Origin of the sequence: Pseudomonas sp. AF32 (assembly GCF_022342325.2) — a bacterium.
GTDB classification, from domain to species: Bacteria; Pseudomonadota; Gammaproteobacteria; order Pseudomonadales; family Pseudomonadaceae; genus Aquipseudomonas; species Aquipseudomonas uvaldensis.
In genome coordinates, this window is record NZ_RQJK02000007.1 from 39,891 (window position 1) to 56,736 (window position 16,846).

Annotated in this window: 4 protein-coding genes; 2 read left to right on the forward strand and 2 right to left on the reverse strand. The window is 63.3% G+C overall.

The window, feature by feature from the left end; all coding sequences use genetic code 11:
• Window positions 1-13 precede the first annotated feature (13 nt).
• A complete protein-coding gene (locus EGM97_RS08755) occupies window positions 14-415 on the reverse strand; it encodes an HvfA family oxazolone/thioamide-modified RiPP metallophore (RefSeq protein WP_238963205.1) in 402 nt (133 codons plus the stop codon).
• Between the two features lie 291 nt (window positions 416-706).
• Between EGM97_RS08755 and EGM97_RS08760 the strand changes: the two genes are divergently transcribed.
• The gene (locus tag EGM97_RS08760; RefSeq protein ID WP_238963206.1) at window positions 707-1,378 is read left to right on the forward strand and encodes a DUF2238 domain-containing protein; all 672 of its coding nucleotides are present in this window, start codon (window positions 707-709) and stop codon (window positions 1,376-1,378) included.
• A 114-nt stretch (window positions 1,379-1,492) separates the two neighbouring features.
• The gene (locus EGM97_RS08765) at window positions 1,493-4,063 is read left to right on the forward strand and encodes a bifunctional diguanylate cyclase/phosphodiesterase (protein ID WP_238963207.1); all 2,571 of its coding nucleotides are present in this window, start codon (window positions 1,493-1,495) and stop codon (window positions 4,061-4,063) included.
• A 117-nt stretch (window positions 4,064-4,180) separates the two neighbouring features.
• Here EGM97_RS08765 and EGM97_RS08770 read toward each other — a convergent pair whose 3' ends face one another.
• On the reverse strand, window positions 4,181-16,819 hold the full coding sequence (locus EGM97_RS08770) for a filamentous hemagglutinin family protein (protein ID WP_238963208.1): 12,639 nt from the start codon (window positions 16,817-16,819) through the stop codon (window positions 4,181-4,183).
• Between the last annotated feature and the right edge of the window lie 27 nt (window positions 16,820-16,846).

Consider the following 16,846-nt stretch of genomic DNA (forward strand, 5'->3'; position numbering starts at 1 on the left):
TTCAAGCCGTAAATCAGGACTCGATAGCCGCTCCGCACTTGCCTTCGCCGCATTTGCCTTCGGCGTTTTTCGCCTGGGCCGACAGGTATTGCTTGGCTTCCGGCAAGGAAATGCCGCCATCATGGTTAGCGTCGATCTTGTCGAACTCGGCTGCGCGTTCCGGTGCGGCGGCGATGAACTCGTCGCGCGAGACCTTGCCGTCGTGATTGGTATCGGTCTTGGCAAACTTGTCTTCGCCGCATTTACCTTCGCCACACTTGCCTTCGACAGGTTTCTTCGCCGTGTCGGCCGCCGCCAGGGTATAGCCCTGGGCCAGGTCATTCATGGTCAGGGCCGAGGCCGCACTGGAAAGGCCAAGGCCGCCGACCAGCGCCAGACCGAGTGCCAGGGATGAATTGCGCGAGAAGTTGAGCATGGGGTATTCCTCGAAAGATCATTGCGCCAGTCTCCGCTACCGAGGCTCGGTAGCGGCTGGCTGGCGTAGTTAATCTGCGGCGTGTATCCGGGCTGTGTCATCGATGCAGGAGAAGGCAAGCGGATGTATCGGCGCTGCCCGGGTACACACTGCGATACAAGCCAGGGCTCGGGCAGGGGGTCTCGAAGAGAACTAAAACTTGCACAGCTTTCGTGGGTCCAGTGTTATGAGCGCCGAAATGCCGCGCATCGTATCGGGCATCGCACGCCCAGGCCCTGGCGAGGAACGGGAATGAACACAGGTCAGCTTCGTCGATATGAACACGCCCTGTTGGCGATTTTCGGCCTGTTATGGATAGGGCTGGCTATCGCACCGATGAAACGCAGCGACTGGCTGGCGGAAAACTTGTTGGTCATCGCCTTGCTGGTCGTGCTGGTAACCGTTCATCGGCGATTCAGCTTTTCCAGGCTGTCCGCCACGTTGATCTTCGTGTTTCTCTGCATCCACGAAGTCGGCGCCCATTACACCTACGCGAAGGTGCCTTACAACCAATGGTGGCAAGCGCTGACACACGCGCCATCCCTCGACCAGCTCATGGGTTTCCAACGCAACCAGTTTGATCGCCTGGTGCATTTCAGCTACGGGTTATTGCTGGCCTACCCGGTGCGGGAGGCCCTGCTTCGGATCGTACCAACGAGGGGCAGCAGCAGTTATTTCCTGGCCTGGAGCCTGATCCTGGCATCGTCGGCCATCTACGAAATCATTGAATGGATTGGCGGCGCTTATATGGGCGGCGACACCGCCAAAGCCTTCATCGGCGCGCAGCAGGATCCATGGGACTCGCAAAAAGACATGACCCTGGCGGCACTTGCCGCTTTCGTGACGCTATTGGCCAGTGCCGGGATCAACTATGCCCGACAACGGGACTTTGCCCTCGATTGGGCACTTCGTTTCAGGTCATGACACAACTTTGCATGACAAACCGCTTGGTACGTCCATGTAAAACCTAAGTTAATCGATCGGTCAGCCGATACCACGGCATGCGGGATATTCTACGTTTTAGCTGATGGCTTGTTTATGACCGAAGATGCTGGCAACCACTCCACCGACCTGGCCCCGGGATTGCCAACCCGTAGCTTCACTCGACGCACCTTCCCGGCCATCATGCTCCTGCTGTTTGTCATGTCGGCACTGGCGATCGGCGTGCTGCTCAACATCACCCGTGCCCAGGATCAGCGGGCGCGGGAACAAAGCCTGTTTTTCGCCCAACGGGCCATCGAGGGCATCCGTACCGGCATCGGTCGCGACCTGAGCGACTACTCCAAGTGGAGCGACGCCTACCGGCATTTGCATATCGAAATGGACAAGGAATGGGCTTATGACCAGGAAAACGTCGGCAGCAGCGTTTATTCGCTCTACGGCTACCAAGCCGTATTTGTCCTCTCCCCGACCGGCAAGACCGTTTATTCGGTGATTGACGGAAAGATGAGTCAGGTCGATGCCGATAGTTGGCTGGTGGGCGATCTGCGTGCACTGCGCAAGAAAGCCAGCGCCCCGGAAAATCGCGATGAGGTCCTTGTCGAGATGGCCCATCACGACGGTGCACCCGCATTCGTCGCCGCGTCAGCCATTACCACAGGCACGGACAACAGCGTGACCGAAATCCCCGGCCCGCCCAGCCTACTGCTGTTCGTGAAAGTCCTCGATCCGGCAGCCCTGCAAAACCTTGCACGGGACTTCGCCCTGCCCGACGCCCATATTGCCAGGACGCCAGGACCGAGCGATACCGCCCAGGTATTGCTGGATGACCGGACGCAGGAGGCCCTGGCCTGGCGACCGCAGACCCCTGGCAACGATTTGCGCAAGGTCCTGCTGCCGCTGCTGGCCGTGGCGCTGCTGATCCTGGTAGTCCTTGCCCTCTCCGTCCTGCGCCACGCCCTGATGATGCTGCGTGCCCAGCAACGCCAATACGACAGCCTGCTGGCCCACCGCAAGGCTTTGGAGCGCAGTGAAGAGCGCTTCCGTGACATTGCCGAAGTGTCATCCGACTGGCTGTGGGAAGTCGATTCGACCGGGACGTTGACCTATCTTTCGGAGCGCTTCGAGCAGGTGACCGGCTTCAGCCCCGGCGAATGGCTGGGTAAACCCCTGCACAGGCTGCTGCATCCCCACGGTGGCTCCATTTCCATCGCCCAATGGTTGCTTGGTGGCGCGAACAACACCTCCTCCCCGCTGCTGTGCGAATACACCGCACGCAACCAGCGCATACGCACCTGCAAGCTTTCGGTACGCGCCATCGAGGCCGGCGCCCTGGGCTTTCGGGGCACGGCCACCGACATCACCGACGAGTTGCGTGCACTGGCGCAGATCAAGCATCTCTCCCTGCACGATCCGCTGACCGGGCTCGCCAACCGCAACCGGTTGTTCGACTGCCTCAGCGAACACCTGGACCCGATCGACGGCCGGTCGCTGGCCGTGCTGAACCTGGACATGGACCGCTTCAAGCCGGTCAACGATTCCCTGGGGCATGCCGTGGGGGACAAGGTACTCAAAGAGGTGGCGCATATTCTCCAGCAGAATGTGCGCGAGACCGATCTGGTGGCGCGCCTGGGAGGTGATGAGTTCGTCATCGTCATGCCGGAGCCGGGCAATGCGCAGGACCTCGACCAGCTGTGCAAACGCCTGATCGACTGCATGCAGCGTCCCATGCACCTGGACGGGAACACATTGTACCTGGGCGTGAGCATCGGCGTTGCCTGGTCACATCCCGGAGAAAACCGTGCCGACGAGCTGCTGCGCCAGGCCGACATCGCTTTGTATGCGGCCAAGGCCGCCGGCCGCAACACCTGGCGCGTCTACGTGGAAGCCATGGGCCACGTGGCCCGGGACCGTCGTCGATACGAACAGCAATTGCGTGCAGCCATGCAGCAGGATCAGCTGGAGCTGCGCTACCTGCCCCGCTTCGATATGAACGCCGAGCAACTGCATGGCTTCGAAGCCCAGATATTCTGGCACCATCCCGAAAAAGGCGAGCTGAGCGGCGCCGATTTCATCCCCGTCGCCGAGACTTCAGGCCAGCTGGAAGAGCTGGGCACCTGGATATTGACCCATACCTGTGACGAAGCGGCGAGTTGGCCAATGCCGGTCAGCGTTTCGCTCGCGGTTTCGCCCAAGTGGTTCAGCAGCGGCTTCCTGCTCAATCAGGTGCAAACGACCCTGGAGGCCAGCGGCCTGGCTCCCCATCGACTGATCCTGGAAGTGGCCGAAGGCATTTTGCTGGTGGATCACAAGACCGTCGCCGCGACCCTGCACGCCCTCAAAGAGCTGGGCGTGCGGATCAACATCGATAAGTTCGGCACCAACATCGCCTCCCTTCGCGAAGTCTTGAACCAGCCGTTCGATGGCATTCGCTTCGATCGCAACATCCTTTCGCAACTTGGCCTGGAGCACGACCGCGAAGGCGTCCTGGCGATGATCCGCCTGAGTCGCAGCGTCGGCCTGATGGTCACCGCCGAAGGCATCGAGAACGCCCGGCAATTCAGCCAACTGCGCAGCGTGGCTTGCGACCATGTCCAGGGCCCCTACTTTGGCTCCGCCCTGGCTCGAAAGGAAATGGCTTCGTTCTTCACCACGCCCCGCTGGCTATAACCCCACCCATAATGGTCCCCCCATCCAGACATCTTCTGCACGACGCCGAGCCTCTGTGGGAGCGAGCCGGCTCGCGATGAGGGCAGCACAGCCAACGCCACCACTGCCCCGCACCACTCACAAACTCAACCGCCCCCGCTCCTCCTCGGTCAGCCGCTGCCGTGTCTGTTCATCCAGAGGACCGGCACCGAGCACTTGCACAGGGCTGGCCGGATCATAGGCCCTGGGCGTTTCGCGGCTGGCGCCGTCGCGGGACGGGGCCAGTTGCTCGGAGCCGAAGCTCACCACTTGCACGGTGAACACCGACGCCTGACTCTGCCGCGCCGCCGACTGCTGCTGGCGGGCGACCTCTTCCGCCGCCTGGGTCGCCGAGGACGCCGCCGAACTGGCTGAGGTGATCGCCCCCGTGTTCACCGTGGCGGCCAACGGCACGCCGGTGGATTTGCCCTGGGTCTGAATGTTGGCGGCGTTCACCACGGTCAGCGCCGCGATGTTCACGTTACCCGACACCCGGATCCCCGCCTCGCCCGCATCGATGGTGCCCAACGGTGCGATCAGGTCGATATCGCCTGGCGCCACCTCGGCAATCGGGTTGAGGGTGGCGATACCGGCCCCGGTACTCGGCACCGACGGCGACAGGGTCACATTGCCCCAGGTGTCGTACAGCCGTTTGGGCGGCGTATAGACCACGGTAGTCTTCGAACCGCGACCGGCGTTGATATCGCCCTGAGCCGACCAGCCCAGAATCGAGCCACCAAAGGTGGTCATGATCCGGCTCTGCCCCAGCAGGATGCTGTTGCGCGCATACAACTGGATATCCCCCTCACCCTGGGTAATGACGCCTGCGGTGGACGGCGGCGCGTTGCCCTCGATGCCGAAGGTCTGGCCGCCACCCGGCGTGAGCATCTGGATGCTGCCGCCGAAATCGGTGTGCACACCCGCCCCGCCGAACATCGTGATATCGCCTTTGTAGGTGATCGCATTGCCCGCCACGTCCTTGTCCGGGAACAGCAGCGCGATAGCCTCGCGGCCGCGCAGATAGCTGCCCTGGCGTACGCCGCCGACTTCGTTGTACTCACGACCGCCAGCCTTGAGCTCAGCGAAATACACCTCGCGAGCAAATACCCGCTGCTGCTCGGCCGGCAGCCTCGCGAAATAAGCGCGGGCCTGCTCGGTATCTCCGCTGAAGCCGAAGCGCTGCTCCAGCCAATCCGCCAACTCGGCTTCATAGGTCTTGGCGACCTTACCGTTCTGGCTCGCCAGCGGTACACCAGCCAGGGCCTGGTTCGCCGGGTCCAGGTACGCCTTGACGAAGCGCTCGTAATCCGGCCCATTGAGGCCCGCGCCGGCTTGCAGCACCAAGCTCGCGCCGGGGCGCGAATCCCCCGGCACCACGGCGCCGAGGCTGGTGATGCTGACCTTGTCCTCCATCAGGATGTTGCGCCCGGCGGTGATCTCCAGCAGGCCGGGGCCGGCGACGTTGAAGTGGCTGTAGAGGATGTCACGCCCGGCCGAGACGATGGAGATGTCGGTGGGGTTGTTGTGGATGAAGAGGTTGCCATCGACGGTGTAATTCCCCGCCTCCAGGTCATCACTGCGCGATCCGCCCAGCGGTATCCCGCTGCTGACGATGTCTCGCCCAGCCATCATCCGGACCGTTCCGGCGCCTTCGTAGGCAATTCGCCCCGGCCACTTGCCCGTGGGAACTGATGTCATCGTTCGTCCAGTGGTCACTGCCAGCAGGTCACCGTTAAGCGCATAGAAGCGGGCAGGATCGACATTGGCAGCCCATTCGCTGGAGGCGCTGCTGGTGGCGAAGGCAAACAGCGGCAATTGATTCCTGCTGAGGACCACGGGATTACCATCGGCCGAAAGATTGCTGACCTTGATACTGATGCCGCCATCGACTGAAGCGACATAGGCGGGACGAAATGGCGTCGCCAAGGCGGACGACGCGGCACCGGAACGACTGACCGACAGGTCGCCGCCGTAGATGGAATCGCCGGCGAGGAATTGCAATTCGCTGTTGATGCCGGGAGCAAGCAGCAGGGCTGGGCGATTGTCGCCGCTGTAGCCTGCTTCATATAACACTGACGACTTTCCATAGTAGAGGCTGCCACCGGCCGCCACGGCTCTCAGGATCGATGGGTAGACCACCGCCAGGTCCGTTGCGGTACTGGAGGTGTAAGGTGTCAGGTTACCTCCGGACGACCACAAGTCGATCGCGGTATTGGCCGTCCATAGCGTGAACCAGCTCAGTCCCGACCCGTTCCTGTCACCGTCCTTGAAGCGAGAAGCGCTCATCATCGGTGCCCGGCCGGGGTCGGCAACGTCCATCACGACAAGATCGCCCGAAGTTGCCAGATCGAAGGTGGCATCGCCCGGCATGAGGGTCAGCCCACCGGTAGCCAACCCTCGCGTGGACTTGAAGGAGTCGTAGGCTCGCGTTTCTCCCGGAGACTGTGCTGAGGCAGCGTTGCCGTATTGAAGATCAATACGACCGATGGCGCCACTATCGATCTGCGCGTGGCCTCGCAGGTTGATGACCGCACCGTTGAGATGCCCGTTCACGAACAGGCTTTCTGGGTTCACAGCACCGCCCACCCGCAGATTGAGATCACCGCCGCCGGTCAGTTGCAGGCTGCCATCGGCGCCTACGCGACCCGTGCTGCCCACAGCCAACAGCAGCCCCTGGCTGCGGGGGGTGATGTTTGTATTGAAGTCACCACCGGCGAGCCGGTTCAATACCCCCGCGTCCCCCTTCACCTGTACGTCCAGATCACCGCCGCCCAAGGTCCCGAACCCGGTGAAACCGGCCATCTGATCAGCGCCCCCTGGCTCTGTCGACGCGGTATAGCTGCCAAAATTGATCCACCAGGCCGTCGGCTGGCCGTTCACCGGATCACCGTTGCCCTGGCGCCAGAGCCAGTTGCCGACATTGGCCGAATCCTGCCCCTTGTCGGCAGGGTTCGGTCGCCCGACAGGGGTGGCGGCGGGCGCGGTCAAGTTACCGCTGAGATCGCCGCCGACCTTGAGCAACAGGTTACCGCCCGCGTCCGGATACCAGGCGCGGTAGATGCTCTCTGTGCCACCATCCACGAGTTTTTCGTAGCTGCCATTCTCGTCGTTGAGCACCTTGCCATTGGTGCCCAGGGCTTTGGGCTGGTTGTAGGGATCGCCCGGGAACGTCGGCGTTGACGAGGTGCCGGCGGTGTAGATGCCGAACAACGAATCCATGCGCAGGCTGCCGCCGCTGAGCAGTTCCAGGTCGCCGGTGCCGGTGCGAATGACGCTCGGGCGGGTACTGCCGGCGACCAGCTTGTAGTCCACGCCGAGGGCCGCACACAATTCCGGCGCATATTCACAAAGCGCCTGGACCGAATCGAACCCGAAAAACTGGGCAGCCGACGCATCGATCGGCGCACCTGCCTTGACGTCATAACCGGATCCCGCCAGCGCCTCCACCGCCGCCTCAGTCCACTTGTAGGAAGATTGCTGCGCACACATGAACGGAAGGTCGGCACAAAATGCATCGACCGAAGCATAACCGAAGGCGCCAACGATCTCCTGGTCGATGGGTGCGCCAAGCTCGACAGTGACCCCGGCGTTCAGAAGCTCTGCGACCCCGGCTTCAGTCCAGATGAAAACGCCTTTGGCCGGTACCGGCTTACCAAACATGCCGTAATGGCTGTCGGCAAAACGCAAATCGCCATGCACCGGTTCCGGCTGGACAATCCGGCTGTCCGCCGCTGTCGTATCGGCCCCGGCCACCAACCGCAGCGACCAGGATTGCGACCCTTCGGCAAGCATCGGAGCGACGGCCCACATCCGCCCCTGGCTGCCGGCGATTTCCGGACGCAGTTGGATCGACTCGACGCCATCGGGCAACTTCACATCGGTACCGGACGGGATCAACGAACCACGGTTCAGGGCCAGGCTGCGGTCCAGCCTGAGGATGTTGCTCTGTGCATTGCCCGCGTTCGCCACGTTGGGCAACGCAACGCCCTTCGGCCAGGTGAAGCCGAGCAACGCGGTGGGGGCGCTCAACACGCTGCCGGCTCCCAGTTGCGAGCCGGCCTGCAGGGTCTGGGCCTGGTTCAGCAAGGTGCCCGCGGCAAACAACAGATTGCCGGAGGCATCGTGCACGGCGGCCGCCAATACGGTGCCGGCGGGCAGCTCCAGTGGTTGTTCGAGAATCGCCGCCACCGGCAATCGGGTGCCCGCCGCCAACATCACGTTTTTGATCGGCAAGTCGTAGTTCAACGTGGTCCCCGCCGGGAAGGCCGTGCCTTCGGCCAGGGTCACGCCGGCACCGGGTACGACAATGTCGCCCCCCGTGAAGTCGATCCCGGGCAGCAACACCCAGCCCTTGTCATCCTGCGTGGCCGGTGGCGGTGCGAAACCGTCGTTGATGCTCCCGTAGATGCTCAGGTCGCCCCCGGCGCGCAGGGTCAACGCACCGGCCTCGCCGGAGCCGTACACGGCGGTTTTCTGCGTGTGCGGGTTGACGCTCGCATAGCGATAACCGGACAGGTCCAGGTCACCCTGCACCACCAGATCACCGTCGGCGGTTGCACTGACGATTTCGACGCCGGGCCGCAAGTGGAACGCATCGGCATAACGGGCGTTGTTCAGGCCGCCGAGTTTGCGTTGCATCAAATCGTCGTTGTTCAGCGCCGCGTTGATGAAGGCTGTGCTGTCCTGATGCTTGCGGTCCAGGTATGCCTGGTCGATGACCTGATAAGGGCGTCCGCTGGCCGCCGGATCGCTGCCATATTCCGCGTCGCTGTACTGCCACATACCATTGACGGCGATGGACCGCGCGCCCTGAATGTCCAGGTTGCCACTGGCGTCGATGGCGATGTCGCCGTGGGTGGCATCCGGGCCGGCGCGCCGGGCATTGAGCTCCAGGGTGCCACGGGCGCGACCGTCATGCTGGCCGGCTGTCGCCGCAACGCCATGGCGCAGGTCGATGCGGGCGCCGTTGGACAAGGTCAACACACCGGCGCGGGACGTCAGGTCGACGATGGCACGGTTGGGCGAATCGATGATCTTGCCGTAGCTGTCCACCCGCAGGCGATTACCGTGGGCATCGAGTATCGCGTTGCGGCCCAGCGTCAGGGAACGACCCGCCGCCAGCCGGATGCTGCCAACCCGCTCGCCGCTGGCGTCTACCTTGCCATTGACCAACAGATTGCCGTTATCGACCGACACACTGATGGTCGAGGCCTTGAGCCCTTCGCCGATCACCAGGTCGCCCTGTTTAAGCTGGAAGCCACGGGAACCGTAGACCTGCCCCTCATTCAACCGTTGGTTCAACGCCGCGAACTGCTCGCTGAGGCTGCCACCACCGCCCAGGCGCTGGGCCTGGATCTCCACGCCGCCGGCCAGGTACGGCATGGCGGTGCCGCCGGCGTCATATTCGCCCGAGCTGCTGCCCAGGATTCGCCCTTGCAGGTCCACCATCCCCGCCGTCCCATCCAGGGCCACGGCGCTGAGCCGGCCGGCCTGGTTGTTGCGCGCCGAGAGGTCGATGCTCGACCCGCCGGCCTGATGGATGTTGCCGTTGCGGCTTTGCAGGATGACCTCGCCGCCGGCGCTGTAGCGCGTGACATCGTTGAACGTGATCCCGCGACCGGCTACGTCGATCAACGCCCCATTGGCCAGGGTCAGGTCATCGGTCGCGCTCAGGGTCAACTTGCCACTGGGCAGCACCACCGCACTGGCCAGGTTGAGGCTGGCCCCCTTGAGGGATAACTCGCCACCGAGCCCGGAAACGGTGCCCGGCTTAGCGCTCGCACCTGCTACGTTGATCGCGCCACCCGCGGTGATGCGGTTGACCGACCCGGCTTCGCCGGTGAGCAACGGGGTGAGGATATTCAGGTTGCCGCCGCTGTAGGCGAAACCTGTTTTCGCGTCATAGGCGCCCTGGCTCTGATACACCGCCAGGCTGCCTTTGTGGTTGGCCGTCAGCCGTTCACTGGCGCTGAGGTTGACGTTGGCAAAGCCCAGGGCCAGACGGTCCAGGGTGGTGAGCGAGCTGGGCTGGGCAAACGCACCGTAGCCGAACTCGATGCGCTGGGCCTGGATGTCCAGGCGACCGGCACCGGTGCCGGCTCCGCCGGCAATCACCGAACCCGGCGCGCCGACGGCACCGTTCCAGACCAGATTGGCGGTCCGGATGGTCGCTACGTCATTGGCGTTGCCGGCGCCATAGATGGCCGGGGTGCTGAGCATCAGGTTGCTCAGGCGCGATTTGCCAGTGGTCGAGTCATAGGTGTCAAGGCTGACGGTGCCGTAGAAATTCAGCGCCTGACTGGCTGACAACTCCAGGGTTTCCAGGGCGGGTGCGCCGTACCCGGTGTCGCCGAGCAACAGGCGATCAAGCACGGTCTGGCTCAGGGTCAGACCCGCTGGCAAGACCTGCCGCATCGCCGCATCGCTGAGCGCCTGGGCCGTGCCGACGTTGATATTGCTCAGGGCCAGGGTCAGGTGACGGGTGCCGTAACGCACCTGGTCATCCAACTGCAGGCTGCTGCCGGAGGCAGCAACGAGGCTGCCTTCGGAGTGAATCCGAGTCACGCCGCTACACGGTGTCAGGCTGCACCCGCCGATATTGACCGAACCCGCGGCACCCGACTGCGGAGCCAACACGTTGAGCAAGCCGTTGGAGGCCGCCAGCATGTTGTAATTCTGGTTCTTCACATTGAGGTTATAGATAAAGCCATCGCGGGCATCGTACGCGGCCTTGCCCTGCCCGATGGTGTTGATGGCTGCGCCTTGCTCCACCAACAGCTCACCGCCGTCGGCCAGGAGCAATACCTCGGGCGCCGACAGGATCGCACCTTCACGCAACGCAACACTGCGGGACACCCTTTGCGGCGTGATGTAGTTCCCTCCCTGACCATAGTCAACGTAAAACTGGCCGCCAATTACTTGGCGTGTAGCCTTCAATGCATTGAGGCTTGCGGCATTGAGGGTCACGCCGTCGAAGCCGGCCGTTGCCCCACGCCCGTCAGCGACCACTTCCAATGCGCTCCCGGCGCCGCCCACCACCGCGACGGTACCGCCGTAGCCGCCCGTCTGAGGCGCGAACTTGCCGGTGCCGTTGAAGGAAAACGCCTGATCCCCCGCGCCCTTTGCCAGGTTCAATTTCAACGTCTTGGCGTCCACGGGCAACATTGCCCGAGGCACGCCCAGGCGAGCGGCATCGGCCAGCACAAACTGGGCGTAGCTGGTTTCGTTGTATTGCGAGTAGCGGCGCAGCACATCGCCCGAAGTCAGAATGACCTGGCTGGACAAACTGTTGCGCTGCCCGGTATTGGCCACCGACAGCACCCCGGCGGTGGTCCAGGAACCATTGCGCATCTGCTGCGCGCCCGTTGTGGCGCCCTGCCCCGCCAAGCCATTGACCTCGACCCGGAACGCACCCGGCAGCAAGGCATAGGTGGACGGCATCAGGGTGTAAGTGCCGGCAGCCAGCCCAGGCACACCGGCACCGATGGTGATCTGCTGACCGACCCTGGGATCCACCGCCCCCCCTTCGGCTGCAACCGGCGCGTATGGGCTCTGATTGCCGGGCACGATGGCGTAGACCGGATTGCTGGACAGCCCCGGTAACGTGAAACCGCCATTGGTGCCGATTTGCACCAGCGGGTTGAAACGCGCATCGGTGGAACCACCCCGGCCAGAGATAAAACCGGCGCCGAGCAATTCACCGCCACCCGAGAGGTCGAGTACCGAGCCTTCCTCGGCCGCCACCGACTTGCCGCCGAGAATCACACCGATGTTCAGGTCACCATTGCCGGAGGGCACCGCTCCTTGTCCCAGCAACACAACCTTCTTTCCAGCGTATTGATAACTCTGTCCGTCGACAGTGCCGCCATAAGGCAAGACCAGGCCCAGGCCACTGACCGATGTCAGGCTGCCCGGCAACAGGTCTACCCGAGCCGATATACCCTCTCCGCTGTTTGTACCGACTTCAAGCAACCCCAAGGGTGCTCGCACGACACCACCCTGTTCGATCTTCGCGCTGCCTAGTTGCAGGCGACCGAAGACTGAATAAGGCACTTGTGGTGTGACCTGGGTGGTACGCCCAATCACCAGGCGACGCGTCGGGTCATAGAGCCTGGTGCTGCTACCGGGTTCAGTTCCCCAACCATATCCTGCCAATATCCGTGCCCCGACCCCCGTCGCCGGATACAGTTGGGCCGCCTGCAAGAGCATGTCCGAAGGCGTCAGTAATTGGGTAGTGAAACCTTCCGGCATATCGTTGCCAGAGAACCCGGCCAGGAAACGCATATCACCCCGGCTGCTTAGCTGGACCTGATCGAAACCTGCGCGCTCAAGCTCCACCGTGCTGCCATCGGCCTGCCTCACGGTGCCTTTGCTGCTGAACATCACATTGCCTTGCACATCCAGCAGATCCGAGTTGACGGAAAACACCGCCTTGTTCGCCAGTAGAGACACCCCGCCACCGTCGATCACTGGCCGGGTGTAGGGATCAAAACTCGGTCGAGTGCTCGCCAGCCCTGTCGCAGTCGACAGCAACACATGGGGCGCATTGAGCTCGACCCGGGTATTGGCGGGCGCCGCTGCACTCAATCCAAAACTGCGGGCGTACAAGGCCAGGCCTTGGCCGAGGGATATCGAGAGGTCGCCATCCACGCTCATCAGGCCGTTGCTCAACAACGACAGGCTGTCGAAACCACCGCCCCGAACCTGATCGATACCCAGCTGGCCGTGCCCATAAACCAACGAGTCCGCCGAGGTTTCCGCCGAATCGCTCAGCGAGCTTGCCTGGGCGACTTGCCTCAAAACCAGCTCACGCACATTCAACACTCGGTCATTGACCGCGCTTTTCAGGTAATAGGGGGTTTCCAGTGCTACCGACAGACTGCCCCCAGCCGCCCCGTCGCCCCCGGAGCGGGCGCTGAACGCACCGTCCAGATACAGGCCATTGGCCGACGCCAGGGAAATACTGCCGCCATTGCTCGCGACCAACGTGCGACCCTGGCCCGGAACATCCAGCACGGCCTGGCTGCCATCCGCTTGCAGACGGGCACCGTCGCGCACCACCACAAACAGCTCGGAGGCCGACGTCGATCCTTTCGCCGCATCGATCTGGCCGCCGACAACAATCTGCCCGCCATCGCGGACCAGGCCGTAGGTCTGGCCGCGCATGTCCCGTGCAGTCACGGCCCGGCTGGAAACATCGATCAGCGCCTGCTCGCCCAGCCAGATGGAACGACCATGGCCTTGGGCATTGACCTGATCGCGAACCGCATCATTGACGCTCAACTCGGTAAGGCTGACCCGCCCTCCCCATGCGTTGAGTGTGCCGTTGACGGTCAATTGACCAATGCTGCGTATATCAATGCCTTGGCCCGGATCGACACTGATCACGCTGCCCTTGCCCAGGCTCAATACCGTGCTCGCCATGTCGGCGGCGCTGGCGTTCACGGTACCGGCAGTGAGGCTCAGACTCGCACCACGACGCTGGGTCAGAATGCCTTTGACTGCGTCTTCCTGATACAGCTCCGGCGTCCAGCGCTGCAACGCATCGGCCGGCGCTGCGTCGCTGCCGGTGACCAACGCCTGCTCACCCAAACGGTACACCGGCATCGTCACATCGACCCGGGTCCCGTCGGCCACGGTCAGGCCTTCGTTGCCGGTGATGTCATAGGCCGAGAACCCCTTGTCGAAGAAATCGCCGCCCAGTTGCAGAGTGCCAGGTTCGAGGCCGGTGCTGGTGTTGCCGATCAGCACTTTGCTGGCCGCCAGCTTCAAGGTCCCGCCGCCGTTCACGCCGGTGCCGCGCAGTTCACCTTCGAGGTTCAAATCGCCGTTACCGGACGATGCACCGGTACTCGCGGTCAAGGTCAGGTCACCACCCTTGCCACCGCGAATCTTGCCATCGGCCATGACGGCAGCACCGGAGCTGACGTCAATCAGGCTGCCCTGCTGCACATCGATATCGCCACTGCTGCGCACGGATACGGTGCCGCCGTTGATGAACGGCAGGCCTTGGCGGCCGGTGTCGTCGAGCAACAAATTACTCCAGCGCCCGGCGGTATCGAGTTTGACGCCTTCGCCCAAGGTGACCATCGCCCGCTGTCCCGTGGCGGGTGAAAGGGTGACGTCTCCCATTTGGAAATTATCGGTCCTGACCTGTTTGAGCACATTGCCCAAAGTAATGCGGCCACTGCGGGCCGTCAGGTCGGCATTCACCTCGACCTGCGGGGCATAAAGCGTGATGTCGCCGCCGTCGGCGACCTTGAGTACGCCATCGACATTGATGCCTTCACCCGCCGCCACCTTGACCGCGCCGAGCTGGAAGCCATTGAGCAATTCATTGTCCAGCACCAGCTTGCCTTGCCGGTCGGAGCCGACCGCCGAGGTAAGGTCCAGGCCGGCGGCGATCTTGTTGGAGACTTTGCCGAGGGTGACCTGGTCGAACGTTGGGTTCAGGCCACTGTTGATCACGCCGCTGGCCTTGTCATAGATCGGCGTGTAACTGCCCACCCACAATTGAGCCCGACGGGCCACGGCGTTCTGCGACTGCTGGTAGCCGTCGAGGTTGAGGTTCGGTGCCTGAGTCTGCCGCTCGCCCTGGTAGACCTCGCCGACGATCTGACCTTCCAGCACGGCGTTGCGGGTCGACACCACCAGCTTGCCGGCATCGCGGCCCACGGTGTAGCCGGCCTCGAAACGCTCGCGCGGAGCAATCAGCGGGTTGTAGTAGTAATCGGTCTGTCCCCAGCGCTGGCTGTGGTCTTCGTAGCCTTTGTAGATGCCGGTGTAGAGGATGTCGCCCGGCGCCTTGGACAGCTCATACAAACGGCCGTCGGCGCCTTTCAGCCAGGATTGGCGCAGGTAGCCGCTCTGCACATCCAGGGTGCCGCCGGACAGGTTCAGCTGCGCCGCCTGCTGGGTCACCACGTCATTGCCGGTGAACGTCAGGGTACCGCCCTGGGCCGCCCACTCACCGACGCTGTGGCCACGGGTGCCGAGATAACCGCCAACCTCCAACAGACCACCCGCCGTGTACCAGCGGTCAGTGGCGTAGCCGTTGGTGCCCGCCGGGACGTAGACCAGATCGCGCACGTCCACCCACACATCATTGCTGGTCAGTTTGCCGCCCTCACGATTCACCGGCGCGTCACGCTGTTCGTTGCCCTGCACGTTGACCTTGATGGAATTGGATTCCATCGCCACCTTGACACCGATGGCGCCGGACACGTCGATCACCGCCCCATCGCGCACCAGGCTGCGACCGGCGGCGCTGACCGCAACCTGCCCGCCGGTGGCCAGGGTGATGGAGCCTTTCTGGAAATCGACGCTGGCGCCGCTGACAATCTCGACACGGGACTGATCAGAGCGGTCGACCACGCTGCTGAGATTGTTGAACTGGCCGGTGATCAAATTGTTCGGCGTACCGTCCAGACCGGCAGGCCCGGCGTTGCGTTGACTGTCCAGAGCGCTGCCGCCCGCGGCGTCGAGCAACACGGCGGTGACGCTGCCTTGCCCCAAAGTCACACTGCCGCTGCGATCGCTGATGGCGTTGAGCAAATGCACGGTGCCGCGGGTGTCCACCGAACTGCTGGCGACGGCCACGCCGTTTTGCTCCACCCGGTGCCCGGTAAGCGTGATGTCGCCAGTACTCGCCTGGATCAGGCCACTGTTGATCACGGTGCCGGCGCTGCTGCCCGGTTTGAGTGACGTCGCGACTTCATTGCCACGGGTGGTCGAACGCAGGTTGCCGCTGGTGCCCTGGCCGCGACGAATGTAGAAGCTGTCGCCGGCCGCCAGGGTGGTCTGGCCCTTGGCGGTGATAATGGATCCCGCGTTCTCCACTTCCGAGCCCAGCAGCAAGGCGTAGCCACCACCGGCCGTGGAGGTGGCTGCGCGATGGGTTTCGATCAGTGCGCCCTGCTGCACTTCAATCTTGCCCGCCGCGTCGGTGAAGGTCGGTTGGCTGCCGGTGGCATCGACGTACAACCCACGCTGGCTGAATTGTTCGTCGCTGATATTGGCGGCCACCGCCGCCAGGTTGCGCACGTTGACCTGGCTGCTGCCGTTGAAAATGATGCCGTTGCGGTTGACCAGCATCACCGTGCCGTTGCCTTTGATCTGGCCCTGGATCTGGCTGGGTCGGGCTTGAGGATCGTTGACTCGGTTGAGCACGGCCCAGTCCGCTTGCTGCTGGAAATCCACCGTGGTGTTGCGCCCGACGTTGAAGGTTTCCCAGTTGAGAATCGCCTTGTCGGCGGTCTGCTCGATCGTCACCGTAGTCTTGCCACCGGCCTGGGTCTGCTTCGGTCCCTTGGCGTTGAGCCAACCTTGGGTGAGGCTGTTGTCGACCGTCAGTCCTCCCTCGCCCAAGCCGTCGGGCACGACCTGTACCTGCCCGAACGCCGCTTGCCGCCCCGCTGCCTGGGCGGCTTGTTGGGCGGCGATGGCGGCCACGGTGTTGTTGAGGTTGGTCAGCGAACGCTGCAACTGCGCATTGGCCCGTTGCTGTTGGGCCAGCGGTGGCGGCATACCGGGCCGTGTCGTCGTGGGCCGCCCCGCACCGGCGGCCTGGGAGGCCCCCTTGGCGGCAAACCAGGCCGAACTGAACGCCGTAGCCGCCTGGGCGTTGCCGGCCACCATAAGCAGCGCGATGGCCTGGGCCAACGGCTTGAGCCGCAGCATCGACAACTCGCCATCGCGACGGGAAGCATTCAGGTTCGTCCGGGGTTTGCAGCGCAGCATCCTACTCATCCTTTCGGTTCGCTCTAA

Excerpts from the sequence above, each read along its gene's own strand:
- EGM97_RS08770 (WP_238963208.1), bottom strand. The coding sequence starts at position 16,819 with ATGCTGCGCTGCAAACCCCGGACGAACCTGAATGCTTCCCGTCGCGAT.
- EGM97_RS08755 (WP_238963205.1), bottom strand. The coding sequence starts at position 415 with ATGCTCAACTTCTCGCGCAATTCATCCCTGGCACTCGGTCTGGCGCTG.
- EGM97_RS08760 (WP_238963206.1), top strand. The coding sequence starts at position 707 with ATGAACACAGGTCAGCTTCGTCGATATGAACACGCCCTGTTGGCGATT.
- EGM97_RS08765 (WP_238963207.1), top strand. The coding sequence starts at position 1,493 with ATGACCGAAGATGCTGGCAACCACTCCACCGACCTGGCCCCGGGATTG.